This is a genomic window from Amycolatopsis sp. CA-211722, assembly GCF_056828465.1.
The window spans coordinates 8,141,618-8,161,621 of sequence record NZ_CP184752.1; the positions used below are offsets into that span (position 1 = coordinate 8,141,618).

Genomic DNA, 20,004 nt, shown 5'->3' on the forward strand with positions numbered 1-20,004 from the left:
TCTCTTCCGCCGGTGCGATACCGGCCGACGGTGCCGGGGGCCCGCGAAGGCCACCGTGCTGACGACACCGCCGCGAAGGAATACTCCCCTCACAGCTGGTCCAGTTTGACCTGTCTGTACGCATGACGCCAGTTAAGGTTGCCCTTGTCACCAAGAAGATGGCGTAACTCCCGTCACACCCCGCACACATGTGTGGTCCGTGTGTGCCAGGGAAGCGATTCTCAGCTTCGGTGAAATACGGTCATTCCGTGCCCCGAATCCCGCTCCCTCGCACGCGAGGCGCGAAGCTCACCGCGCTCGCCGCGGTCGTGGTGGTCCTGGCCGCCGCGGCCGTCGTGTGGACGAACAGCGAACCCGCGCCGTCCGCGGTCGAAACCCAGGACGCGACCCTCGACCTGCCCGAAACCCCGGGCTCGTCCGAGGTCGTGAAGATCGACACGACCACGTACCTGCCCGAACAGACCCCGGCCCCGGCCGTCCTGCTCGCCCACGGTTTCGGCGGTGACAAGAACAGTGTCGCCGCCGAAGCCCGCGAACTCGCCGACAAGGGTTTCGTCGTGCTGACCTGGTCCGCGCGCGGTTTCGGCCGCAGCACCGGGAAGATCGCGCTGAACGACCCCGACCGCGAGGTCGCCGACGCCAAGAAGCTGATCGACACCCTGGCCGCGCGGCCCGAGGTCCTCAGCGAGAACGGCGATCCGAAGGTGGCCGTGTCCGGCGCCTCGTACGGGGGCGCGCTTTCCCTGCTGCTCGCCGGGACCGACAAACGCGTCGACGCGATCGCGCCGGTGATCACCTACAACGATCTCGCGCAGGGCCTCTTCCCGAACGCCGCCGCCCCGGCCGCGCCGGACGCCACGACCCCGGCCGCCGGCGCGTTCACCGCGGACGGCGTCTTCAAGAGGTCGTGGGCGGGCATCTTCTTCTCCGCCGGTTCCGGCGCGGCGCAGAGCGGCTCTCCCGGCAACGACGCGCCCGAAGCGGGTGACGAGACGAGCGAATCCGGTGCGGCGCAGGGCGCGGGCGCGGCGGGAGCCGCGGCGCAGTCGTTGCCGCTCGGCGGGCAGAACGGCCAGCGGCCGGCAGCCGGCCCGGCCGACCCTTGTGGACGGTTCACCACCGATGTCTGCCAGGCCTACACCGAGCTCGCCACCACGGGGAAGGCGAGCCAGAAGACCGTCGAGCTGCTCCGCCGGGTCTCCCCCGCGTCCGTGACGGACAAGATCACTGTGCCGACCCTGCTGGTACAGGGCGAAAGCGACACACTGTTCGGGTTGGACCAGTCCGACGCGACGGCGCGGCAGATCACCGCGGCGGGCGGCAAGGTCCGCACGATCTGGTACACCGGCGGCCACGACGGCGGGAAGCCCGGGCAGAAGCTGCGTGCGCAGATCGCCGACTTCCTCAAGTTCTCCCTCACCGGGCAGGGCACCGATCCCGGCACCGGGTTCAGCTACGACATCCAGGGCACGCTGCGGGCGAACGGCGCCCCCTCGGTCCGGACCGTCACCGCACCGGCGTACCCGGGAGCGACCGGCGACGCCACCGAACGGCGGCAGTTCACCCTGGCGGGCCCGGCCCAGCCGGTCGTGCGCCCCGCCGGCGGCAACCCCGCCGCGGTGAGCGGGATCCCCGGCCTGAACGGAGCGGTGGCGGGTTCGTCCCGCCTTTCCGGACTGTTCAGCCTGGACCCGCCGGGGCAGGCCGCGCAGTTCGCGACGCCGGCGCTCGACGCGCAGACGATCGTGGCCGGTTCGTCGACGGTCCGGCTGCAGGTCTCGGCCGATCCGTCCGCCGCGGCTCCGCAAAAGGAAGCCGTCCTGTTCGCGAAGCTCTACGACGTCAACTCGGAAGGTGTCCGCACGCTGCCGGCCAACGCCGTCGCCCCCTTCCGCGTCTCCGGCCTGCCCGCCGACGGCAGCCCGGTCGAGGTGACGGTGACGCTGCCGGGCATCGTGCGGCCGCTGGAGGCCGGTCACACCCTGCGGCTGGTCGTCGGCACGACCGACCAGGCGTTCGCGACGCCGGTCGAGCCCGCGGTGTTCCGCATCGGGCTGGCCGACGGCGGACGGCTCGGCGTGCCGGTCGTCCCCGGCAACTCGGTCGGCGCGGGCGCGCCCACCGCGCAGCTGCTCGGGATCGCCGGGACGCTGCTCGCGGGGATCGCGATCACGGTGATCGCCGCGTTCCGCCGCCGCCGCGCCCACGACGTCGACGAGAGCCTGGCGAAGACGCCGCTCGTGATCGATGGTCTGCGCAAGGCCTACGCGGGCGGGTTCGTCGCGGTGAAGGATCTGTCGTTCCGCGTCGAACCCGGTCAGGTGCTCGGCCTGCTCGGGCCGAACGGCGCCGGCAAGACGACCACCCTGCGCATGCTGATGGGGCTCATCACGCCGACCGCGGGCACCATCCGCGTGTTCGGCCACCTGATCGCGCCCGGCGCGCCGGTGCTGTCCCGGATCGGGTCCTTTGTGGAGGGTTCGGGCTTCCTGCCGCACCTGTCCGGCAAGGAGAACCTGGAGTTGTACTGGGCGAGCACGGGCCGTCCGAGGGACAAGGCGCATTTCGCCGAGGCGCTGGAGATCGCCGGGCTCGGCGACGCGGTGAACCGGCGGGTCCGCACCTACAGCCAGGGCATGCGGCAACGGCTCGCGATCGCGCAGGCGATGCTCGGCCTCCCGGAGCTCATGGTGCTCGACGAACCGACCAACGGGCTCGACCCGCCACAGATCCACCAGATGCGCGAAGTGCTCCAGCGCTACGCGGCGACCGGGCGCACCGTGGTGGTCTCGAGCCACCTGCTGGCCGAGGTCGAGCAGACCTGTACGCACGTGGTCGTGATGCACCGCGGCATGCTGGTCGCCTCGGGCGAGGTCGGCGAACTGGCCGCGTCCAGCGGCGAGGCGACGTTCCGCGTCGACAAGCCCGCCGAAGCGGCCGAAGCGCTGCGAAAGGTCGGGGGCGTTTCCGGCGTCGACATCGACGGCGAACTGGTCCACGCGGATCTCGACGGTCTCGCGCGCGCCGAGGCGGTCGCCGCCCTGGTGCGGGCCGGGGTCGCGGTCGAGCAGGCCGGGCCGCGACGTCGTCTGGAAGACGCGTTCCTGCAGCTGGTCGGAGAGGACTCGAAGGGTGAGTAAGACCAATGGTTCCGGCCCGGCGACCCGGGCGGATCACGGCGTGCACACCGATCCGGCGGCACTGCTGGAGCTGACCGAGGTCGCGTCGCACGAACCGACCGAGGTCGGCCCCGACGGGGCGGTGGCGGGGTACCGCGCCGACCGGACGCTGCGGCTCGGCGTCGAACTGAAGCGCCAGCTCAAACGGCGTCGGACCCAGCTGATGCTGGGCTTCGTCGCGCTGCTGCCGTTCATCCTGGTGATCGCGTTCGAGATCGGGCAGGCCAACCCGAACCGCCGCAGCGGCGGCTTCGTCGACCTCGCCACCGCGAGCGCGCCGAACTTCGTGGTGCTCGCGCTGTTCGTGTCCGGGACGTTCCTGCTGCCGATGATCGTGGCGTTGTTCTACGGCGACACGATCGCGAGCGAGGCGTCGTGGTCGAGCCTGAAGTACCTGCTCGCGATGCCGGTCCCCCGGCATCGGGTACTGCGGCAGAAGGCGATCGTCTCGGGCATCCTCTCCGCGGTCGCGCTGATCCTGTTGCCGCTGGTCTCGCTGGTGGTCGGCGTCATCTTCTACGGCGCGGGCGACGCGATCAGCCCGACCGGGGACGCGGTGTCGTTCGGCGACAGTCTCGTCGCGATGGGGCTGGCGACGGTCTACATCATCCTGCAGCTGGCGTGGGTGGCCGGTCTGGCGATGCTGCTCTCGGTCGCCACCGACGCCCCGCTGGGCGCCGTCGGCGGGGCGGTGATCGTCGCGATCGTTTCCCAGATCCTCGACCAGATCACCGCGCTGGAAGGGCTGCGCGACTATCTTCCGACGCATTTCGCGTTCTCGTGGATGGATCTGATCTCGACCGACATCGACTGGACGAACATGGCCAACGGCATGCTGTCCGCCGCGTTGTACGGCACGGTGTTCTTCCTTCTGGCCGGCCGCCGGTTCGCGACGAAGGACATCACCAGCTGAGAGCGTTTCCGTACCGGAAAATCACCGGGGTCCACCGGGAAGACGAAATCCTCTTCCCTGGTGGGCCCCGGTTTTCACTGGCCGTGGCGACCTTCACCCGTTAGCGCTGGTAACCGGTGTTTCATGCGCATGCGAACATTGATTTTCCGATCATCGACTCATTGGGTGAAAACCTCGCATTCACCTTCGGACACCTCCGGGAAATCCTTATCTTCAGTGCAAAGGTGCCGACGCGAGCGGAAAGCGGGGATGTCACCATGACCCAGTCAGTCGAGACTCCGGTCCAAGAATTCTCTCTCGATTGGACCATGAACGCCGGCAAGGGCGGCCGGGTCGGATTCGCCGTTTCGGGCCAGGTGACACTTCTCGACAACAATCGGTTCTACAAGATCGACGGGGTCCTCTACATCTCCGAGGGCAGCACCTACTGCCGTGAAATCGGCAACCCGCATCTGTTCGTCCGGCGCAACGGCGTCGAGGAGAGCGGCCGGCAGTGGGGCTGGGAGACGATCTGCAACCGCAAGTCCTGCGCCAGGCTGTGCTCGATGGACGCCTACTTCGTGCGCACCGGCTACTGGGCGCCCGCCGACCGCGCCATCCAGCTCAGCATCGGCGCCGAGACCGGCTGGAACCGCAAACGGTCCTTCAGCCCGACGGTCACCGTGCGGCTGAGGGACTAGCGGTCCACTGTAGATCCTCGCGGGCTCGGGTACGGTCGGGCCATGGCCACCTCTTCGATCCGCGTGGACGACGAAGGCGGGATCGCCGTCGTCACCCTCCAGCACGGCAAAGCGAACGCCCTCGACACCGAGTTCTGCCAGGAACTGACCCTCCGGCTCGAAGACGTGCAGCTCGGCGGCTATCGCGGTGTCGTGCTGACGGGCACGGGTGGCATCTTCTCGGCGGGTGTCGACCTTCGGCGCGTGCACGACGGCGGGGCGGACTACATCGAGGACTTCCTGCCCGCGCTGTCGGACGCGTTCCTCTCGGTCTTCGGCTTTCCCGGCCCGGTGATCGCGGCCGTCAACGGGCACGCGATCGCGGGCGGGGCGGTACTCGCCGCCGCCTGCGACCGCCGCGTCCTCGCCGACGGCCCAGGCCGGATCGGGATCACCGAGCTGCTCGTCGGTGTGCCGTTCCCGTTGGCGGCGCTGGAGATCCTGCGGTCCGGGTTCGGTGCCGACGTCCTCGCCGAACTCGCTTTCCTCGGCGAGACCCACCTGCCCGCGGACGCGCTCCGGCTCGGCCTGGTGAACGAGGTGACCGCGCCCGAGAACGTCGTCGGGCGGGCGGTGGAAGTGGCCCGGAAACTCGCCGAGATCCCGGCGGCCGCGTACGCGCACACGAAGGCGCAGCTGCACCGGCCGTTCCACGAGCGGATCGCCGAACACCGCACCGGCGACGACGCCCACGTCCTCGAACTGTGGAGTTCGCCCGAAGCCACCGCGGCGATCAAGGCCTATGTCGACCGGGTGCTGCGCGGCTCGACCGGATAGGCGATTGCCCACCGGCGGTGACTCTGTGAGTATCCGACAGCTCAACAGGTCCCGATGGGGAGGGCATGGATGCGGAAGCTCACGGCCGCGTGGCCGGTTCTGGCGGTCACCGTTCTCGCACTGGCCGGGCTGACCCCGGCCGCGCAGGCGGCACCCGGCGACATCGAGGACGCGCTCGGGCGGGTCCCCGGGCTGACCGTCGTCTCGGAGAATCCGGCGCCGACCGGATACCGGTTCTTCAAACTCGCCTACACCCAGCCCGTCGACCACCGCAGGCCGGACCGCGGCACCTTTCAGCAACGATTCACGTTGCTGCACAAGGAATTCCGGTCGCCGACCGTGGTGTTCACGAGCGGGTACAACGTCTCGCAATCACCCAACCGCTCGGAGCCGACACAGATCGTCGACGGCAACCAGCTGTCCATGGAGTACCGGTTCTTCACCCCCTCCCGGCCGGACCGTCCGGACTGGGGCAAGCAGCTCACGATCTGGCAGGCCGCCGCCGATCAGCACCGCGCCGTCGAGGCGTTCAAGCGGATCTATCCGGGCAAGTGGCTCGCGACCGGCGGCAGCAAGGGCGGTATGACGGCGACCTACTTCCGTAGGTTTTTCCCGGACGACGTCGACGCGACGATCCCGTACGTAGCGCCCAACGACGTCATCAACTCGCACGACCGCTACAACCGGTTCCTGGCGAACGTCGGCGACGATCCGGCCTGCCGGTCGGCGCTGAAGGCGATCCAGCGTGACGTGCTGACCCGGCGTTCGGAGTTCGCGGCGCTCGCCGCCGCCGACGCGGCCAAGAACGGCTACACGTTCAAGACCGTCGGCTCGGCGGACGTGTCGCTGGAGATCTCCGTGATCGACTCGTACTTCGCCTTCTGGCAGTACCAGAGGCAGTCGGACTGCGCGACGATCCCGAAGGCGGGCGCTCCGGCGGCGGAGGTCTACGCCTGGTTCGAACGCGTCGAGAGCCTCAACACCTACTCCGACCAGAACCTCGAGATCTATGTGCCGTACTACTTCCAGGCGGCCTATCAGCTCGGCGCCCCCGAGTCCTACGAAGGCTATCTTCGGGACCTGCTGCGCTACCCGGGATCCAACGTGTCGCGGACGTTCGTGCCGAAGTCGGTCGACATCCCGCGGTTCGACCACCTGGCGATGCCGGACATCGACTTCTGGGTGAAGTCCCAGGGAAAGCGGCTGATGTTCGTCAACGGCGGGAACGACCCGTGGAGTGCCGAGCCGTTCAAGCTCGGCTTCGGCACGAAGGACTCCTACAGCTACACCGTGCCGGGCGGGAACCACGGCGCCCGGATTTCGCAGCTTCCCCCGGCCCAGGCCGCCGAAGCGACGAACACCGTGCGGCGGTGGGCCGGTCTTCCTCCCGTCTCGCCGGGCGTCAGCACGCATTCGGCCCCCGCCGGGTTCCCGGACTTCGACGCCGACCTGACCATGCTGGAGCGCCGTCGGCTCTGACCCCCTCACGCGTTTCGTCCTCTGGTTGCGGTACTTGCACGCGCAAGGATCGCAACCAGAGGACGAAACGCGAGGGTTACTTGATGCCGGCGGCGTCCATGCCCCGGAGCTCCTTCTTGAGGTCCGCGACCTCGTCCCGCAGGCGGGCGGCCAGCTCGAACTGCAGGTCGCGCGCGGCCTGCATCATCTGGTCGGTCATCTGCTGGATGAGATCCGCCAGCTCGGCGCGCGGCATGCCGGCGACGTCCTTGTCGGCGAGCATCCCGGAGCTGCGCACCCGGTCGCCCTGCTCGGGCTTCTTGCCGCGCGACGAGTTCCGGCCCGAACCTCCGACGGCGACGGACTCCGTGTCCTCGGCCTCGCTGTAGACGCGGTCCAGGATGTCGGCGATCTTCTTCCGCAGCGGCTGCGGGTCGACTCCGCGCTCCTTGTTGTACGCGACCTGCTTGGCACGGCGGCGATCGGTCTCGTCGATGGCGTGCTGCATCGAGTCGGTGATCTTGTCCGCGTACATGTGCACTTCGCCCGACACGTTTCGAGCCGCGCGGCCGATCGTCTGGATCAGCGAGGTGCCACTGCGGAGGAAGCCCTCCTTGTCCGCGTCGAGGATCGCGACCAGCGACACCTCGGGCAGGTCGAGGCCCTCACGGAGCAGGTTGATGCCGACCAGCACGTCGTAATCGCCCGCGCGCAGCTGCCGCAGGAGCTCGACCCGGCGCAGCGTGTCCACCTCGGAGTGCAGGTACCGCACCCGGATGCCCAGCTCCAACAGGTAATCGGTGAGGTCCTCGGCCATCTTCTTGGTGAGCGTGGTGACGAGGACGCGCTCGTCCTTCTCGGCTCGCTCGCGGATCTCGTGCACCAGGTCGTCGATCTGGCCCTCGGTGGGCTTCACGACGACCTTCGGGTCGACCAGGCCGGTCGGCCGGATGACCTGCTCGACGAACTCGCCGCCCGCCTGCCCCATCTCGTACGGCCCCGGCGTCGCCGACAGGTACACCGTCTGGCCGATCCGGTCGGTGAACTCCTCCCAGGTCAGCGGCCGGTTGTCGACCGCGCTGGGCAGCCGGAACCCGAAGTCGACCAGGTTCCGCTTCCGCGACATGTCGCCTTCGAACATGCCGCCGATCTGCGGGACCGTCTGGTGCGACTCGTCGATGACCAGGAGGAAGTCTTCCGGGAAGTAGTCGATGAGGGTCGCGGGCGCGGAACCGGCGCCGCGGCCGTCGATATGCCGCGAGTAGTTCTCGATACCGGAGCAGAACCCGACCTGGCGCATCATCTCGATGTCGTAGGCGGTGCGCATCCGCAACCGCTGGGCTTCGAGCAGCTTGCCCTGCTTCTCCAGCTCGGCCAGCCGCTCCTCGAGCTCCGCCTCGATACCGCCGATGGCCTTCTCCATCCGCTCCGGGCCCGCCACGTAGTGCGTGGCGGGGAAGATGCGGACCTCGTCGACCTCCTTGACGATGTCGCCGGTGAGCGGGTGCAGGTAGTACAGCTTTTCGATCTCGTCGCCGAAGAACTCGACGCGGATCGCCAGCTCCTCGTACGCCGGGATGATCTCGACCGTGTCGCCGCGGGCGCGGAAGGTGCCCCGCGCGAACGCGATGTCGTTGCGGGTGTACTGCACGTCGACGAGCGCGCGGAGGAAGACGTCCCGGTCGAGCTGCTCGCCGACCTTCAGCTTCGTCGACCGGTCGAGGTACGACTGCGGGGTGCCCAGGCCGTAGATGCACGAGACACTCGCGACCACGATGACGTCGCGCCGGGACAGCAGGTTCATCGTCGCCGAGTGCCGCAGCCGCTCGACGTCGTCGTTGATCGACGAGTCCTTCTCGATGTAGGTGTCCGTCTGCGCGATGTACGCCTCGGGCTGGTAGTAGTCGTAGTAACTGACGAAGTATTCGACCGCGTTGTGCGGGAACAGCTCCCTCAGCTCGTTCGCCAGCTGTGCGGCGAGCGTCTTGTTCGGGGCCATCACCAGCGTCGGACGCTGGACGCGCTCGATCAGCCAGGCCGTCGTCGCGGACTTACCGGTACCCGTGGCGCCGAGCAGCACGACGTCCTTCTCGCCCGCGTTGATCCTGCGTTCGAGCTCGTCGATGGCCGCCGGCTGGTCACCGGCGGGTTTGTATTCGCTGACCACCTCGAACCGGCCGCCTGTCCGGGGGATGTCCGTGACGGGGCGGAAGTCCGACTGGGCGAGCACGGGGTGTTCGGTTGCGAAAGCCACGGGAACCAGAGTAGGCGCTGGGTCCGACAGTTTCCGTTTCGCCTGGTCGGGATCAGCAGGAACAGTCACAACAGTTGCAGCAGTCACAACCGTCACAGTTGTTGCACCAGGCCTCGTGCGGCTTCCCGCTCCACGACCCGGGGAACGGGTCCCGGCAGCAGAACTGGCACGAGCAGCACATGTAGGTGGCCACCGCGCAACCGAGGAAGAACCCCCGCGGCTGAGCGGGCACCCGGAACTTCGGCGTCCAGCAGCACCCGCCCTGACCGTCGGTCGGCGGGCCGCCGTGCTTCCGCTTCTTCTTCGGCGGCTCCTGCGGCGGGCCGCTGCCGGGAGCACCCGGCGGCGGAGGCGGCGCCTGGTAGCCGCCCTGTGGGTACTGCTGGGGCGGATAAGGCTGGTGGGGATGCTGCTGCGGCTGCGGGCCGGGCCCGATCCAGCCCGGCGGCGGCTGCTGCGGCCCGTGGCCGTGCCCGGTGAGGTTGTGCCCGAACGAACGCCGCACCGCCTGGCGCAGTTCGTGCACCAGCAACGCGTGCACCAGCTTGGGCTGATCGAACCTCACCTCGCGCAAGGCGAGTTCGACACCGAGCACGGCGTCGTCGCACAACCGCCGTGCCTCGGCGAGCCCCGTCCCGGTCGCCGTCAGCGGGTTCCACGCGCCGGCGGCCTCGTCTTCCGTCAGGTCCTCGACGGCGTCGAGAAGATGCGCGGCCCGCCCGAACAGGCGTCCGGCCTCGGCCAGGGGCGCCGCGTTCTCCGGACGGCCCGCCAGGACCGCGGTGTGCGCGAACGCCGCCGCCGTCGCCAGTTCGGCGGGTTCGGTCGCGAGGACGGCCGAATCACCCAGCCGGACGGCGTTCTCGATCTCGGCCTGCCGGTCGACGGCCTCGGTCAGGACCGCCGTGTCGAAGCCGACCCGGATCCCCGTGCGGCTCCCCTGATCCGCCCAGCGCGTCGCGACCCGCCTCGCGGCGAGCGCGACGGAACGCCGGCCGAAGGCGCCGTCACGGTCCTCGACGTGATCGTTGATCTTGGCCGACGCCAGCACGAGGGAGACCGCCGCCGCGAGCTGGGCACCGCCGCCCTTCGCGACCGACGTCCCCTTCATCGCCCGGAGCGGGCAAGGGCCGGCGTCGCGGCGGCCTTCCGCCCGCGGCGACTGGGCTTCGACGAGAGCCGAGATGATCAGCCCGTCGTAGTTCGTCACCATTCGGGCGAGCTGTCCGTGTTCGTCCCGCAACGCCAGGCAGAGACCGCAGAGATGGGCGAGCCAGTCCGCGTGCAGACCCGCGGAAAGCCGGTGGCGGCACGGCCTGATGATCCCGAACATGCGTCGACTCCCCACTCACCCCTATGGCGTAACCAGCGCACCTTATCCGGCCCGGCGCCGCTACTCCCCCGGAAGTCGCGAACCGTGATCGTCCACCCGGTTGGGCGGTGGTCGCGGACGGCGCCGCCTTCCAAGATGGGCGGATGACCGAGCCGCATCCGCCCAAGGTCGAGTACTTCGACCCCGCCGCGAAGACCAACACGGACCCCAAGGGCATCGTGAGGGACGTCGAGGAATACCGCGAGGAGCCCTTCGGCCTCTACCTGGCGAGGCCGACGCCGGGGCGGACGCAGTTCCACTACCTCGAGTCCTGGCTGCTGCCGGATCTCGGCCTGCGGATCACGGACTTCTGGTTCAACCCCGGACACGAACGCGATCAGGACTTCTACCTCGACGTGGTCGACATCCGCCGCGAAGACGACGTCTGGGTGGCCACCGATCTCTACCTCGACCTCGTCCTGCGGGACAAGAAGTCCGTCCAGGTGATCGACACCGACGAACTCCTCGCCGCGGTCACGGCCGGGCTGCTCTCCCCCGCCGACGGCGAGCGCGCGCTCGGCGTCAGCCACACGACCGTGGACGGACTGGCCTCGCACGGCCACGACCTGCGCGGCTGGCTGTCCACAAAGGACATCACGCTCGGCTGGCGACGGCACTGACCCGCGCATCCATCGATCGGTTGATCCCGGCTCATCCCTTGGATGAGCCGATCCCGACCGGCTGATGGATCCCCGGCGGAGCGGCGATACGGGACTCTCGATCAAGGGCGTAACCGATCGAGAGGGGGCGGATACCCGTGGTCATGGAGGCCGAGGGACTCCGGGAACGGTCCGAGGGACGAGAACGCGTGGAGGTCGCGCCGTTCGCCAGGACACCGGTGCTGGTGATCGCCGGGGCGATGGGGGCGGTCCTGGCCGCGACGGCCGATCGCTACGGCTACTTCGGCGACGAGTTGTACTTCCTGGCGGCCGGCCGGCATCTGGACTGGGGGTATGCCGACCAGCCACCGCTGTTGCCGCTGCTGGCCCGCCTGATGGACTCGTTCGGCGCGGATTCGCCGTTCGTCCTGCGGATCCCGGCGATGCTGGCGATGGTGGCCAGTGTCGTGCTGACCGCGCTCATCGCCAGGGAACTGGGCGGCGGCCGCAAAGCGCAGACGATCGCGGCGGCGACGTTCGCGGTGTCCATCCAGATGCTCGGCGGCGGGCACTACCTGGCGACCAGCACGATCGACCCGTTCCTGTGGGCACTGCTGATCTGGCTGCTCGTCCGCTGGGTCCGGATCCGGACGGACAAGCTCCTGGTCTGGGCAGGCGTGGTGACCGGGTTCGCCCTGAACACGAAGTTCCTCGTCGGGGGCTTCTGGCTCGTCGTGCTGGCCGCCGCGATGGTGTTCGGGCCTCGTGACCTCGTCCGCCGTCCGGCGCTGTGGCTCGGCGCGCTGATCGCCGCCGCGATGATCGCACCCACCCTGGTCTGGCAGGCGGCGAACGGCTGGCCGCAACTGACCATGGGCGCCGCGATCTCCCAGGAGGTCTCGGCGGGCTGGGGCGGGCGGATCACGTTCGTCCCGACGCTGGTGTTGAGCGCCGGAGTACCCGTGGGCGCGATCCTGGTCTGTTATGGACTGTGGCGCCTCCTGCGGTCCGAACGCCTGCGGCCGTACCGGTTCCTCGGCTGGACCGCGCTCGGCGTCCTCGCCCTCTTCCTGCTGGCGAACGGGCGCTACTACTACGCGGCCGGGATGTTCGCGCCGCTGTTCGCCGCGGCGGCGGTGGAGATCGAGGCGGGCCAGGCGTCGAAGTACTGGCGCTGGATCGCCACCTGGCCGGTGTTCGTCCTGGCCGCGGTGATCGCGATCCCGCAGGCACTTCCGATCCTCCCGCGTGCGCAGCTGGCGAGCGCCCCGGTGTGGGCGCGGCCGATCTTCGCCGTCGAGGAGGTCGGCTGGCGGGAGATCACGGAGTCGGTGGCGCGAGCACACCGGGCCGTGCCCGATCCGTCCCGCACCGGTGTCGTCACGGCGAAGTACTGGCAGGCCAGTGCCATCGACCACTACGGACCGGAGTTCGGGCTTCCCTCGCCGTCGAGCCCCAACCGCGGGTACGTGACGCTGCCGAGGCCGCCGGAATCGGCACGGGACATCCTGTTCGTCGGGAACGACGCTTCGGGCCTTGTGCCGTACTTCACGCAGGTGCGTGAAGTCGGCGCGCTCGACAACCGCGCCGGAATCGCGAACGTGAGTCAGGGTATGAAGATCTGGCTGGCCACCGGCCGGAACGGGAACTGGGACACGGTGTGGCCGAAACTCACGGACTGGGGCTTCTGAGCCCCACCGGTCCTCTCACGCCCGACGCGTCGCACCGGTGGCACGTAAGGTGCGAGAGGACCGGCACCCGAGGGATCTGCGAGGAATGGATGGAAGCCGCCCACGCGGCCGAAACACCGACCGTGTCCAGTGCGGCGTCCGCCCGGCTCCCGGTGGGGCTTCTCGCCGCCGCGGCCGCGGCGGTCCTGATGGCGACGGCGTGGCGGTACGGCTACTTCGGCGACGAACTGTACTTCCTCTCCGCGGGCAAGCGGCTGGCCTGGGGTTACGCGGACCAGCCGCCGGTGCTCCCGGCCCTGGCGCTGGCCATGGACACGCTCGCGCCGGGGAACGTCTTCGTCTTCCGCCTGCCCGCCGTCCTCGCGACGGCCGCCGGTGTGGTGTTCACCGGGCTGATCGCCTACGAGATGGGCGGGGACCGCCGGGCGCAGACCCGCGCCGCCGCCGCGTACGCGATCTGCGGGCAGTTCCTCGGCAGCGGTCACTACCTGGCCACGTCGACGATCGACCCGGCGCTGTGGACGCTCATCGCGTGGCTGCTCGTGCGGTGGATGCGGACCCGCGACGACAACCTGCTGCTGTGGCTGGGCGTGGCGACCGCCGTCGCGCTGAACGTCAAGCTCCTGATCGCGACGTTCTGGGTCGCCGCCGGCGTCGCGATCCTGCTCTTCGGTCCCCGGGATCTCTTGCGCAGGCCCAAACTCTGGCTCGGCGCGGGGATCGCCGCCCTCTCGATGGTGCCGACGCTCTGGTGGCAGGCCGCGAACGGCTGGCCGCAGCTGGAGATGGGCGACGTCATCGCGCACGAGACCACCGGCGGCTGGAGTGGCCGCGCCGGGTTCCTGCCCGCCCTGCTGACCGGCGCCGGGCTCGGCATCGGTGTCGTCGGTGTCCTTTATGGACTCGGGGTCCTGCTGTTCTCGGCCAGGCTGCGCGAGTACCGTTTCCTCGGCTGGACCGCGGTCGGGGTGATCGCCCTGTTCATCCTGTCGAACGGCCGGTACTACTACGCGGCAGGCATGTTCGGCGTCCTGTGGGCGGGTGCCGTCGTCCACTTCGGACAGTTGAGGCCGTCCCGGTGGTTCCGCTGGATCCCGACCTGGCCGGTGTTCCTGCTTTCCGCGCTGTACACGCTCCCGTACGCGCTGCCGGTGTGGCCCTCCGCCTGGCTCGCGGAAGGCCGGGACGTCCCGCGCCCGGCGTACGCGCTGGAGGAGATCGGCTGGCCCGACCTCGCGCGTTCGGTCGCGGACGCCTATCACCGTCTCCCACCGGACCAGCGGGCGCGCACCACGCTCGTCACGGCCGGGTACTGGCAGGCCGGAGCGCTGGACCGGTACGGCGCCAACCACGGGCTGCCCGCCGTGTACAGCCCGAGCCGGGGCTTCTGGTACTTCGGGCATCCGCCCGAGACCGCGGACAGTGTGCTGTTCGTCGGGCCGGATCCGGCGCGGCTGCTGCGTTCGTTCACCGACGCCCGGATCGTCTCCCGCGTGGACAACGCGGCCGGCGTCCGCAACGTGAGCCGGGAGATGCCGATCTGGCTGGTCACCGGCCAGACCGAAACGTGGGCCACGGCGTGGCCGGGCCTGCGAGAATTCCGGGTATGACCAGCTGGATCCGGTGGCAGGACTCGCTGTGGCCGTCGCCTGACGACGGCGGGTCACTGTGGCGCCCGTGGGGCGGCCGGGTCGAAAGGTATCTGCCGTACGCGCTGCTGGCGCTCAGCACGGTGCTGAGTCTCTTGATCTCCGGCCGCGACCCGCTGCGCACCCTCGGGCTGGCCGGGCTGGCGGCCGTCTGGCTCCTTCTCGGTCTCACGCTGATGCCGAAGCGCTGGGAGGATCATCCGGTCGTGGTCGCCGTGTCCTTCGCCGGGCTGGTCGCGATCGCGGCGGTGCTCGAAGCGCACGACACGATCTTCCTCATCTTCATGATCACCGGGTTCTTCGACGCGATGCGTCTGCGGCCCGCTCCGCTGGCGCTGGCCGGGATCTTCGTGGTCTCCGCGCTGATCAACACGATCCCCAACGGCGGCCCGCTGCGGGCGTTCGCCGATCAGCCGGCGTTGTGGGCCGTGGTCACGCTGATCCAGACGGCCGCCGTCGGCGGGGGCGGGCTCGTCTCGGCGGCGATGGCACGGCAGCACGCGGAGCGCAAACGCGTGCTCGACGAACTGGCCGCCGCCCAGGAGGAGAACGCGGTGCTGCAGCGGCAACTGCTGAGCCAGGCGCACGAGACCGGCGTCCTCGACGAGCGTCAGCGGTTGAGCCAGGAAATCCACGACACGCTCGCCCAGGGCTTCACCGGGATCATCACCCAGCTGGAGGCGGCCGCCGAGGCGAAGGGCGACCCCGTGGAATGGCAGCGGCACGTCGGCTCCGCGATGGCCTTGGCGCGGGAGAACCTGACCGCCGCCCGCCGTTCGGTGCGGGCGCTCGGCCCGGAGCCGCTGGCCGTCGCGACCCTGCCGGACGCGCTCGGCGAGGTCTCCCGGCGATGGAGCGGCCGGACCGGTGTCGAGGTCCGGTTCACCACCACCGGGACCGCGCGGGCGCTGCATCCCGAGATCGAGGCGACGCTGCTGCGCATCACGCAGGAGGCGCTGGCCAACGTCGAGAAACACGCGGCCGCGACGATCGTGGGGCTCACGCTGTCCTACATGGGCGATCAGGTGACCGTCGACGTCCGGGACGACGGGAAGGGATTCGAACCGGACACGGTGGGCGAAGGTGGTTTCGGCATCCCCGGGATGCGGGCCCGCGTCGCCAGGCTGGCGGGAACCTTGCACGTCGAATCCGAGCCGGGCGGTGGGGCGGCCGTGTCCGCGGATCTGCCCGCCATCGCGCTGGAGGCCGGGGTATGACGATCACGCTGCTGATCACCGACGACCACCCCATCGTCCGCGACGGGCTGCGCGGGATCTTCACCACGGAGCAAGGATTCGAGGTGCTCGGGGAGGCGTCGTCCGGTGACGAGGCCGTCGCCTTGACCGAGCAGCTCCGCCCCGACGTCGTGCTGATGGATCTGCGGATGCCGGGTTCCGGTGGGGTGGCGGCGATCGCGAAGCTGGCGAAGCTCGGCAATCCCGCGCGGGTCCTCGTGCTGACGACCTACGACACCGACACCGACGTCATCCCGGCGATCGAAGCGGGCGCGACCGGCTACCTGCTCAAGGACGCTCCGCGCGAGGAGCTCTTCCGCGCGGTCCGGGCGACGGCGCGGGGCGAGGCGGTGCTCTCGCCCGCCGTCGCCGACCTGATCCTGGGCAGGATGCGCGCACCCACTCCGGAGCCACTGAGCAAGCGGGAGCTGGAGGTCCTCACCCTGATCTCGCGCGGCTCGACCAACAAGGAGGCCGCGAAACTGCTGTTCATCAGCGAGGCCACGGTGAAGACGCACCTCGTGCACGCGTACGCCAAACTCGGGGTGAAAGACCGCGCGGCCGCCGTCGCGACCGCTTTCGCGCGGGGGCTGCTCGGCGGCTGAGCCCTACGGGGTCCAGCCGGTCGAGTCCGCCCACGCGTCGGCCCTGGTGAAGGCCGCGTCGACCCAGCCCTGCTTCTCGTCGGTGTATCGCTCGACCGTCCCGTCGCCCGCGTGCTTCGCGGCCATGGCGTTCTTGACCGCCGCGTAGGCGTCGCGCTCGTCCGGGTTCCGGCGCAGCCATTCCGGGAACAGCAACGCGAGCCGCCAGGCCGGCGTCTCCTGGGAGCGGACGTGCAGGTTGACCGGACGGCGGGGGTCGCCGCCGAAATGGAACCGCTTGGGCCAGGTGCCCTCTTCACCGTGCGCGTCGTCGAACCACTCGCCTTCCGCCCGCGGGAACCCCGCGTCGGAGAGCGCGTCGGCCAGCTCGTCGGCCTTGTCCAAAGTGGACACCGTGAGCTGGAGGTCGAGGATGTCCTTGGCGGGCAGCCCCGGCACGGACGTCGAACCGATGTGATCGACCCGCACGGCGTCGTCACCCACCACCACGCGGATCCTCGCGAGCGCGCGTTCGGCCTGCGCGGGCCAGGTCTCGTCGTACGGCGCGATCTTCGGCGACATCGGCGCGCGCGGCTTGCGGAGCCGCACGTTCGCCTCGAACGGGGTCAGCCGGTCCGCCCACAGCGCGTCGACCCCGGCGAGCACGATGTCGCGCGTACCACTGTTGTCGAACCAGACGTCGGCCACCGCCCGGCGCTGATCGGTCGTGGCCTGCGCCTTGATCCTGGCTCGCGCGTCGTTCTCCGCCATCCCCCGCGCCTCGACCAGGCGGCGGACCCGGACTTCCTCCGGCGCGTCGACCATGACGACGAGGTGGTACATCGGCGCGAGCCCGCCTTCGACCAGCAGCGGGATGTCGTGGACGATGATCGCGTCCGGCGCGGCGCCCGCCATCAGCTCGGCAGTCCTGGCGCCGACCTTCGGATGGACGATCGAGTTCAGCCGCTTGCGGGACTCTTCGTCGGCGAACGCCCTGGCGGCGAGCGCGGCCCGGTCCAGCGCGCCGTCGGCGGCGAGGATGTCTTCCCCGAACGCCTCGACGAGTTCGGCGAGCCCCGGTGTCCCCGGCTCGACGACCTCCCTGGCGATCTTGTCGGAGTCGATGAGGACGGCGCCGTGCTCGGAAAGCCGGTTCGCCACCGTCGATTTTCCGGCGCCGATCCCGCCGGTCAGGCCCACACGCAGCATGTCGAGCAGCCTAGTGCCGCGAGCCGGGCCGACCGCGCAGGGTCACGGGATGCGCACATCCGGCACAGAAGGATGCAAAAGGCAAGTTCATCGTGACGCGAGACTCAACCTTTACGGGTGACACGCCGGGCGGTTACCGGTCTTCGGAGGCTTGGTTGCGTACCGTGCGCGGCGAAGGTAGCCCACACGGAGGAAAGATGGCAGACGGTAAGCACGGCGGAAGGCACCGGCTCGGAACGCCGGGCCTGGTGCACTGTGTCCTCCATCGTCCCGTGGCCGAGGCCCTCGCCGAGTATCGGCGCACGTGGCTGAGCGCGCTCCTCGTCCCCGCCAAGCACAGCTTCGCCGGCCTGCGCCGCAAGGCCCGCGCCGCCGCGCTCGAACGCATCTGGGTGCCGTCCGTCCGGACCGCCACCTCCTGACCCCTGCTCCCCCCTTGTCCGCGTTTAGTCCTCTAAATGCGGTAGTTGCGCGTGCAAGGAACGCATTCAGAGGACTAAACGCGGACAAGAAAGCGGCCCCGGTCCGAAGAGGACCGGGGCCGCTGTCTGTCAGCTAGTGGCTGAGCGCCTGGATCACGCGCCGCCCGACAGCTTCTCGCGGAGAGCCGCGAGCTGCTCGTCGCTGGCGAGCGTGCCACCGCTCTTGGCCTCGGCCGGAGCGGAGGTGTAGCTCTGCTCGCCCGAGTCGCCCGAGGTGACACCGGTCGCGGCGTCCGCGGCGGCCTCGGCGTCGGCCTCGGCGGCCTTCTGGACCTGCTTCATGTGAGCCTCGTAGCGGGTGTGAGCCTCGGCGTACTGACGCTCCCACTCCTCACGCTGCTTGTCGAAGCCTTCCTGCCACTCCTGGGTGTCCGGGTCGAAGCCTTCGGGGTAGATGTAGTTGCCCTCGGCGTCGTACTCGGCGGCCATGCCGTACTGGGTGGGGTCGAACTCGGTCTCCGGCGTGACACCCTCGTTCGCCTGCTTCAGCGAGAGCGAGATGCGACGACGCTCGAGGTCGATGTCGATGACCTTGACCATCACGTCGCCGTTGACCTGGACGACCTGCTCCGGGATCTCCACGTGGCGCTCGGCCAGCTCGGAGATGTGCACCAGGCCCTCGATGCCCTCCTCGACGCGCACGAACGCACCGAACGGGACGAGCTTGGTGACCTTGCCCGGCACGATCTGGCCGATCGCGTGGGTGCGGGCGAACTGACGCCACGGGTCTTCCTGGGTCGCCTTCAGCGACAGCGAGACACGCTCGCGGTCCATGTCGACGTCCAGAACCTCGACCGTGACCTCCTGGCCGACCTCGACGACCTCGGACGGGTGGTCGATGTGCTTCCAGGACAGCTCGGAGACGTGCACCAGGCCGTCGACGCCACCCAGGTCCACGAAGGCACCGAAGTTGACGATGGACGACACGACACCCTTGCGGACCTGACCCTTGGCGAGCGCGTTGAGGAACTCGCTGCGCACCTCGGACTGGGTCTGCTCGAGGTAGGCGCGGCGGGACAGGACCACGTTGTTGCGGTTCTTGTCCAGCTCGATGATCTTCGCCTCGAGCTCGCGGCCGACGTACGGCTGCAGGTCGCGCACGCGGCGCATCTCGACCAGCGACGCGGGCAGGAAGCCGCGGAGGCCGATGTCCAGGATGAGGCCGCCCTTGACGACCTCGATGACGGTGCCCTTGACGGGCTCGTCCTTCTCCTTGAGCTCCTCGATCGTGCCCCAGGCGCGCTCGTACTGCGCACGCTTCTTGGACAGGATCAGACGGCCTTCCTTGTCCTCCTTCTGGAGAACCAGGGCTTCGACCTCATCGCCGACGGTGACAACCTCAGCCGGGTCGACATCGTGCTTGATGGAGAGCTCGCGCGAGGGGATGACACCCTCGGTCTTGTAGCCGATGTCGAGCAGGACCTCGTCACGGTCGACCTTGACGATGGTTCCTTCGACGATGTCGCCATCGTTGAAGTACTTGATCGTCTTGTCGATCGCAGCGAGGAAGTCTTCCTCCGACCCGATGTCGTTGATAGCGACTTGCTGGGGCCCGGCGGGGGCGGTCGGGGCGGTGGCGGTGTCGGTCGTCATTAGGCGGGTTGCTCCGGTGGATGGGAAGTAGTGGGTTTGCGGTTAGGGCACCATGGGCTTCCGACATGAGGCGACCGCATAAGCAAACGTCCACAGGGAACGACCGCGAGCATCACCGCATCCGGTACGCGACCCCCTGACCCGGACGCTGAGCGAACCGGGGGAAAGAGTAGCGCGAACCCACTGCGCTAACAGATATCCTACGCGGCCCCCTGTACACGGCACAATCAGGGTCGCCCCCACGATCACGGCGGGCGGATAAACTGTCCCGCGAAGCCCTGACCTGGGGA

General features: G+C 69.4%; 15 protein-coding genes. 11 read left to right on the forward strand and 4 right to left on the reverse strand.

What is annotated here, in order from left to right:
* Positions 1-230 precede the first annotated feature (230 nt).
* The 5 genes from ACOCEP_RS37220 (at position 231) to ACOCEP_RS37240 (ending at position 7,067) form a co-directional block, all read left to right on the forward strand.
* Positions 231-3,140, forward strand: a complete 2,910-nt coding sequence (locus tag ACOCEP_RS37220) for an alpha/beta fold hydrolase (RefSeq protein WP_482334397.1) — start codon at positions 231-233, stop codon at positions 3,138-3,140.
* Positions 3,133-4,092, forward strand: coding sequence for an ABC transporter permease (locus ACOCEP_RS37225; RefSeq protein ID WP_482334399.1), 960 nt, complete (start codon positions 3,133-3,135; stop codon positions 4,090-4,092). The genes ACOCEP_RS37220 and ACOCEP_RS37225 overlap by 8 nt, the downstream gene beginning before the upstream one ends.
* A 257-nt stretch (positions 4,093-4,349) precedes the next feature.
* Positions 4,350-4,772, forward strand: coding sequence for a hypothetical protein (locus ACOCEP_RS37230; RefSeq protein WP_482334401.1), 423 nt, complete (start codon positions 4,350-4,352; stop codon positions 4,770-4,772).
* Positions 4,773-4,814: 42 nt separating this feature from the next.
* Entirely contained in the window at positions 4,815-5,588 is a 774-nt protein-coding gene (locus ACOCEP_RS37235; protein ID WP_482334403.1) for an enoyl-CoA hydratase/isomerase family protein, read from the forward strand.
* A 69-nt stretch (positions 5,589-5,657) separates the two neighbouring features.
* A complete protein-coding gene (locus ACOCEP_RS37240) occupies positions 5,658-7,067 on the forward strand; it encodes a S28 family serine protease (protein ID WP_482334404.1) in 1,410 nt (469 codons plus the stop codon).
* Between the two features lie 76 nt (positions 7,068-7,143).
* On the opposite strand, the gene uvrB is transcribed toward ACOCEP_RS37240, so the two are convergent.
* Both uvrB and ACOCEP_RS37250 read right to left on the reverse strand, forming a co-directional pair.
* On the reverse strand, positions 7,144-9,300 hold the full coding sequence (uvrB, locus tag ACOCEP_RS37245; protein ID WP_482334405.1) for an excinuclease ABC subunit UvrB: 2,157 nt from the start codon (positions 9,298-9,300) through the stop codon (positions 7,144-7,146).
* 52 nt (positions 9,301-9,352) lie between these two features.
* Positions 9,353-10,633 (reverse strand): DUF5685 family protein, encoded by a 1,281-nt coding sequence (locus ACOCEP_RS37250; RefSeq protein WP_482334407.1) that lies wholly within the window; start codon positions 10,631-10,633, stop codon positions 9,353-9,355.
* Between the two features lie 143 nt (positions 10,634-10,776).
* Between ACOCEP_RS37250 and ACOCEP_RS37255 the strand changes: the two genes are divergently transcribed.
* The 5 genes from ACOCEP_RS37255 to ACOCEP_RS37275 all read left to right on the forward strand — a co-directional run bounded on the left by ACOCEP_RS37255 (position 10,777) and on the right by ACOCEP_RS37275 (position 16,451).
* Positions 10,777-11,292, forward strand: coding sequence for a ribonuclease FAU-1 family protein (locus tag ACOCEP_RS37255; RefSeq protein ID WP_482334408.1), 516 nt, complete (start codon positions 10,777-10,779; stop codon positions 11,290-11,292).
* 143 nt (positions 11,293-11,435) lie between these two features.
* Entirely contained in the window at positions 11,436-12,962 is a 1,527-nt protein-coding gene (locus ACOCEP_RS37260; protein ID WP_482334409.1) for an ArnT family glycosyltransferase, read from the forward strand.
* An 89-nt stretch (positions 12,963-13,051) separates the two neighbouring features.
* Entirely contained in the window at positions 13,052-14,572 is a 1,521-nt protein-coding gene (locus tag ACOCEP_RS37265; RefSeq protein WP_482334410.1) for an ArnT family glycosyltransferase, read from the forward strand.
* Positions 14,569-15,828, forward strand: a complete 1,260-nt coding sequence (locus ACOCEP_RS37270; RefSeq protein WP_482334411.1) for a sensor histidine kinase — start codon at positions 14,569-14,571, stop codon at positions 15,826-15,828. The genes ACOCEP_RS37265 and ACOCEP_RS37270 overlap by 4 nt, the downstream gene beginning before the upstream one ends.
* Positions 15,825-16,451: a response regulator gene (locus ACOCEP_RS37275; RefSeq protein ID WP_482334413.1), complete on the forward strand. Its 627-nt coding sequence runs from the start codon at positions 15,825-15,827 to the stop codon at positions 16,449-16,451. The genes ACOCEP_RS37270 and ACOCEP_RS37275 overlap by 4 nt, the downstream gene beginning before the upstream one ends.
* 3 nt (positions 16,452-16,454) lie before the next feature.
* Here ACOCEP_RS37275 and coaE read toward each other — a convergent pair whose 3' ends face one another.
* On the reverse strand, positions 16,455-17,639 hold the full coding sequence (gene coaE / locus ACOCEP_RS37280) for a dephospho-CoA kinase (RefSeq protein WP_482334415.1): 1,185 nt from the start codon (positions 17,637-17,639) through the stop codon (positions 16,455-16,457).
* Positions 17,640-17,836: 197 nt separating this feature from the next.
* On the opposite strand from coaE, the gene ACOCEP_RS37285 reads away from it, so the two are divergent.
* Complete coding sequence (locus ACOCEP_RS37285; RefSeq protein WP_482334417.1) at positions 17,837-18,061, forward strand: hypothetical protein; 225 nt, start codon at positions 17,837-17,839, stop codon at positions 18,059-18,061.
* Positions 18,062-18,214: 153 nt separating this feature from the next.
* On the opposite strand, the gene rpsA is transcribed toward ACOCEP_RS37285, so the two are convergent.
* Entirely contained in the window at positions 18,215-19,714 is a 1,500-nt protein-coding gene (rpsA, locus tag ACOCEP_RS37290) for a 30S ribosomal protein S1 (RefSeq protein WP_007028125.1), read from the reverse strand.
* Positions 19,715-20,004: the final 290 nt, after the last annotated feature.